Source organism: Allobosea sp. TAB14, from assembly GCF_052113865.1.
GTDB lineage: Bacteria > Pseudomonadota > Alphaproteobacteria > Rhizobiales > Beijerinckiaceae > Allobosea > Allobosea spartocytisi.
This window is the reverse complement of record NZ_JBFRDQ010000256.1, coordinates 1-5,087: the sequence shown is the minus strand read 5'-3', so window position 1 is coordinate 5,087 and position 5,087 is coordinate 1. Positions and strand designations below refer to the sequence as shown.

The following is a 5,087-nucleotide window of genomic DNA, read 5'->3' as shown; positions in this document are numbered from 1 at the left end:
CTCGATGGGCCGGTCTCGATGCCGAAGGGCTTCACGGCCGGCGCGGCCGCAGGCTCGAACGTCGCCGGCGTCTTCGACGGCGAGCTGCACGCCAGCCGCGACATCACCTCTCAAACCAAGATCGCCGCGCCTGTCCTTCAGGGCGCGGTTACAGGAGCCTGACCATGGACGAGAAGAAAGCCTATGCCGTTACCGACCGCGCCGGCTGGTATGTCGCCAGCCGCAAGGTGCCGTCGCGGCGCGACGAGGACGGCAATGTGGTGCCGATGGTCGGGCATGTCTTCTGGCTCACCGAGCCCGAGGCGCGCCATGAGCTGCGCAACCTCACGATCGAGGAGGTCGACCCCACAACCGGGCTGCCGATCGCCCCGCCCGTCGAGACCCCGCCGGCGGAAGATCCGCAGGCACCCGAAGGAGATGGCGAGGAAACCGCCAGCAAGCGCAAGAAGAAGGTCGCCTGACAATGCGCGTCGGGCTCAACAGGCGCACGGGTGAGGTGCTGATCGGCTGGGACCATTGCGTCCAGTCGATCTCGTTCATCATCCGCACCCGCGTGGCGAGCCTCGTCATGCTCCGCGCCTTCGGCTCGCTCGTGCCGGAGATCCAGGACGATAACGCGACGCCGCAGACGATCATGCGGCTCTACGCTGCGATCGCGGCTGCGCTGAAGGCGTGGGAGCCGGGCTTCCGCCTGACCAAGATCCAGCTCACCCGCTACRGCGCCGATGGCGTCTTCGCCTTCGTCATCGAGGGCCGCTTCTATCCGAACGGTCATCTCGGCGATTATTCCGTCTTCGAGGCGAAAACCGCCGTCCTGGCCGCCAATGACAACGGCGTGAAGGTGCTGGCGGCATGAATGTGACCTCGCCCATCGCGATCGACCTGTCGCGGCTGCCGCCGCCGGATGCGATCCTGCCGCTCGACCACCCGACGTTGCTGGCGGCCTTCGTTACGCAATTCCTCGCCTACTGGGAGGATCTGCGCGCGACCCGGCCGGAGCTGCCGTCCTTCACGGCCGAGAGCCTCGCGACCGATCCCGCCATCGTCATCGGACGAGTGACCGCCTATCTGCGGCTGCTCGACCGGGCGATGGTCAACAACGCGATCCGCGCGGTGCTGGCGCCGCTGGCGAAGAAAGCCGATCTCGACAATGTCGTCGCCCGTCAGGGCGTCGTGCGCCTGGAAACCGCGCCGGGCGTGCCGGAAACCGACGAGCAGCTCTTTCACCGCTACCTGCTCAGTTTCGGTCGGGCCGCCGCCGGCAGCATCGACCGCATCCTGTTCGACGCCTGGAAGGCCTGGCCGGCGATGTGGGACGCCCGCGTCAACGGCTTTGCCGTGCACGGCCGTCGCGGTGAGACCGATCTCGTGATCGCCGGCGCCGGCGGCATCACGCCCACCGAGAACCTGGCTGCGGTGCGGGCAGCTGTCACGGCTCCCTCCTCGAAGGTCGAGGCCATCGGCATGTTCGTGCTGGCAGCCACGCCGCTGACCTATGCGGTTAGCCAGGTGATCAAAGTTCCCGTTGGGCCCGATGCCGAGCTCGTGCGGCTCGAGGCGGCCGCGCGCGTTGCAGCCGCGACGGATGCCCGCCACCTGATCGGCGGGACGATYCAGCGCGATCTCGTCGCCGGAAGCGCCTATGGCGCCTCGATCGCGGAAGTCGCCCATGCCAGCCCCACGGCGGATGTCGCCGCCTCGCCTTACCAGATCCCCGTTCGCACGGATCTCTCCATCACCGTGGAGGTGCAGGGATGAGCTGGTCACTGCTGCTGCCCGATACGTCGGGCGCTTATGAATGGGCGACGATGGAGGGCGCGGAGGCGCAGCTCCCGATCCCGATCCCCCAGCTCGTCGATCCTGCCTCGACGACGCTGCCCTTCCTGCCCTTCGTCGCCGTGCACAACGGCGTGAAACTCTGGTTCGACGATTGGAGCGAGGCCCGCAAGCGCGCGATGGCTGCCGATTGGGAGCTTCCCGATCTGGTCGGCACGCGGATCGGGCTGCGACGATTCCTCGCCTATGTGGATGCCGAGCTGATCTCGGCCGTCGCGCATCCGCGCCGCTTCGTAGCTGGGCTCTCAGCCGTCGGCGTGCAGCCGCTTCAATTCCCGGCGTTCACCGCCCGCTATCTCTTCAAGGTTCGGCTGCTGCGGCATGTTCGCGGCTGCGTCACCGGGCGCGGTACCGCGGGCAATCACGCCGCGGTGCCTGTCGACCTCGAACCGATCCGCCGGGCAAAAATCGCAGCCACGGTCTCCAAGGGGCCGGGCACGCAATACACCGCCACCTTCGCCCATCGCCGCCGGCCGCGCTTCGACGAGATGCAGTTCGGCATGGGCTTCGACGACTTCATCGACCGCACGAGCCTCTGAGGGAAGCCCATGTCGCAGCGCATGCTGTTCAACGACACCGAGGTCATCGAGGCCGAGGACCTGACCGCGATCGGCGCCGTCGCCCAGGCTGCGACCGACAGCCTCGTCGCCGATGCGGTCGGCTATCCGGCGCATTGGTCCGGCTTCACGGCGACACAGCAGTCGGCGCAGATCGTTCGGCTGACGCCTGGCCGCTACTACACCGCCGACACGGTTTATGCGGCGGTCGATGCGACCGATATCAATCTCCAAATCTATATCCCGCTCGCGGCCTCGGATCAGCGTTGGGTCGCGCTGATTATGCGTGGCAGCGCCGAAACCGAAACGGCGCTTCGCATTTTCGAGACCTCGACCGATGTCGATACCTCCGAGCCGGTCCAGCAAACGGCGCCGAAGCGTGAGGTCCGCAAGGCTTCGTTCACGATTCAGCAGGGCGCCGCGTCGCCTGCTCCGGCTCTGCGCCCAACGATCGCGGACACCGACGCAGTCGTCGCGTGGGTTCTTCTGGCCTCCGAGGGGATCGCGTTGATCGAACCCGGCGAGCGTTCGCGCGTGAAGTCGCTCTACGAGATAGAGAAGCGAGTCTCTGCCAACGAAGCCGACCTTGGCAACATCTCCCGTCGCACCACGACGATCGAGACGGATATCGTCAATATCACTCAGCGCCTTCGCGATATCCCGCATCCGACCGTCATCCGCCAGATGAAGCGCGATATCGGCCAGCTTTGGCGCTATCTCAGGTTGCCAGACGAGGCTGTCGCCTATTGGTTCGACCCCGGTCTCCTCCCCGACGAATGGGATTTCGCGCATGCGTCATGGCATGCGCGCGTGCGCGAGGGTGTGCGGTTCCCGTATACTCAGCAGAACGACGTTCAAATGAGCCTCATCGATCCGGGGTCGGCAAGCATTCGGATCAGCGGTACCGGGGCCGGTGCTCTTCTGATGCCGGCATGGACCGAAGCGACCCGAATCGAGGTCGAAAGCGACGGCGGGACGGTCAATATCTCTTCGACGGTTCACACTGTCGTCAGCGCGGTACGTCGCGAAGTTGCGCGTCAGGTCATCGAATACGGCGCCAACGTCACGATTTGCGAAAACGGCGTCTATTGGGCCGATGCGACCCATACGAGTATCAATTCGGCGCTCGGAACGGCGTCGGCTTATACCTCCGTCGGGCAGTTGTTCACGGTGAACGGCGAGACTTTCGAGACGGTCGCGATCACCGGCAACGCTGAAGTGGCCGGGCATGTGATCCGGGCGGTTCGTCAGGTCATCCAACGCACCGTCACGGACGTTTACTGGGACCAGGTGACCGAGACGTTCGGCCTGAACGGCGCCGTCATGGGGCAAACCTTCCTCAACGCTCAGCCGATGATTGCAACGTCTGTCGACCTGTTTTTCACGCGGGTAGGGTCATCTGGATCGGTCTATTTGGTCTTGGCCGAATGCGCCGACGACGGCTCGCCGCGCTTCGATCGTGTCGTGACCTATGCCGAAAAGTCCGTCGATGATCTCGCGCTCGGTTGGGTCAAGTTCAATTTCCGTCCGTCTCTGCTCGAAAGCGGCAAGCGCTATTGCTGGTTCACGGTCACAACCGGAAACCACGCGCTCGGTACGGTTTCGGGCAATCGGTTCTCGCAGGGCTCTAGGTTCGTGTGCGGCGACGGCGCGTGGTCTCAGGTGCTGACCGATAGCGACTTCGCGATGCGGATCAATGCCGCTTCGTTCGCCTCGACCCGCACGGAAATCATGTTCAATCCGCTCACGCTGGCGAGCGGCATGAGCGAGATTCGGCTTCTGCATGGCGGATGGATTCCCGGTGGAACGCAACTCATTTGGCAGGTCAAGCCGAGCGGCGGCGACGGCGAGTGGAAAGACCTGACAATTGACGCGGCTCGCGGCGCCGCAAGCCTTATGGGCTTGCCGGCCTTGACGGAGTTGCGCGCCGTTATGGTTCATACGACCGACCTCGCGCCGGCGATCGTGCTCGATACGACGGCGCGCATGTACGCCTTCCGCCATGGCAATACGATGGTCGCGGTATCGAAGGCGCAAGACTTCGGCTTGTCGACGACCGCAATTCAGGTCGAGGCGACGGTCGACAATTTCGAAGCCRCCTCTCACACGATTGCGGTCAAGTGTCAGGTCGGCGCGACGACTTACACCCCGACCACAACCGAGACGACGATCGACGTCGCAAATCCGCTGAAACGCCGCGTTCTGGCGAGCTTCACGGTTCCGTCAACGACTTCGGCGCGAGCCCGGATCGAGATGGGCGCGGCCGACGTGACGAACGTCCCGTTTATCGAAACATCTTCGATGTATGCGCTCTAAGGAGTCCGCAATGGCCGACGAAACCCTCGACTCCATCGACCCATCCGCGACCTACACCGTTCGCCTCACTCGGCCTGTCAAGCTCGGGCTGATCCCACTCAACGCTGGTCGATCGGTGCATGAGATGCCCGGCGAAAGCCTGTTGCAGATCATTGCGGAGAACGGCACCGACGCGGTCCGTAGCGCCGTCCGTCTCGGCTAAGGGATAGTCATGCCCAACATCGAACCGAGCGCTGAAAACGACTACCAGGTCCAGTCGACGGCGACATTCTCTCGCGAGATGTGGAACCTCGTCATGGGGTCCATCGCGGCTCGTCTGAAGGCACGCGAGTTGTTGGAAGCGACCTTCGAGACGTTGATCACGCAAGGCGTGCAAGC

At 64.5% G+C, this 5,087-nt stretch carries 6 protein-coding genes; all 6 read left to right on the top strand.

Annotated features, from left to right (window positions below; translation table 11 throughout):
* The first annotated feature begins 164 nt into the window (after nucleotides 1-164).
* Genes AB4Y99_RS25640 through AB4Y99_RS25615 form a run of 6 tightly spaced genes read left to right on the top strand, consistent with a single transcriptional unit; the run spans nucleotide 165 to nucleotide 4,911 of the window.
* Nucleotides 165-461, top strand: a complete 297-nt coding sequence (locus AB4Y99_RS25640) for a hypothetical protein (RefSeq protein WP_441525311.1) — start codon at nucleotides 165-167, stop codon at nucleotides 459-461.
* 2 nt (nucleotides 462-463) lie between these two features.
* The gene (locus AB4Y99_RS25635; RefSeq protein WP_441525310.1) at nucleotides 464-856 is read left to right on the top strand and encodes a GPW/gp25 family protein; all 393 of its coding nucleotides are present in this window, start codon (nucleotides 464-466) and stop codon (nucleotides 854-856) included.
* Nucleotides 853-1,758 (top strand): baseplate J/gp47 family protein, encoded by a 906-nt coding sequence (locus AB4Y99_RS25630; RefSeq protein ID WP_441525309.1) that lies wholly within the window; start codon nucleotides 853-855, stop codon nucleotides 1,756-1,758. The genes AB4Y99_RS25635 and AB4Y99_RS25630 overlap by 4 nt, the downstream gene beginning before the upstream one ends.
* A complete protein-coding gene (locus AB4Y99_RS25625) occupies nucleotides 1,755-2,375 on the top strand; it encodes a phage tail protein (protein WP_441525308.1) in 621 nt (206 codons plus the stop codon). The genes AB4Y99_RS25630 and AB4Y99_RS25625 overlap by 4 nt, the downstream gene beginning before the upstream one ends.
* 9 nt (nucleotides 2,376-2,384) lie before the next feature.
* Complete coding sequence (locus tag AB4Y99_RS25620; protein ID WP_441525307.1) at nucleotides 2,385-4,709, top strand: hypothetical protein; 2,325 nt, start codon at nucleotides 2,385-2,387, stop codon at nucleotides 4,707-4,709.
* Nucleotides 4,710-4,719: 10 nt separating this feature from the next.
* A complete protein-coding gene (locus AB4Y99_RS25615) occupies nucleotides 4,720-4,911 on the top strand; it encodes a hypothetical protein (RefSeq protein ID WP_441525306.1) in 192 nt (63 codons plus the stop codon).
* The last annotated feature ends 176 nt before the right edge of the window (nucleotides 4,912-5,087 follow it).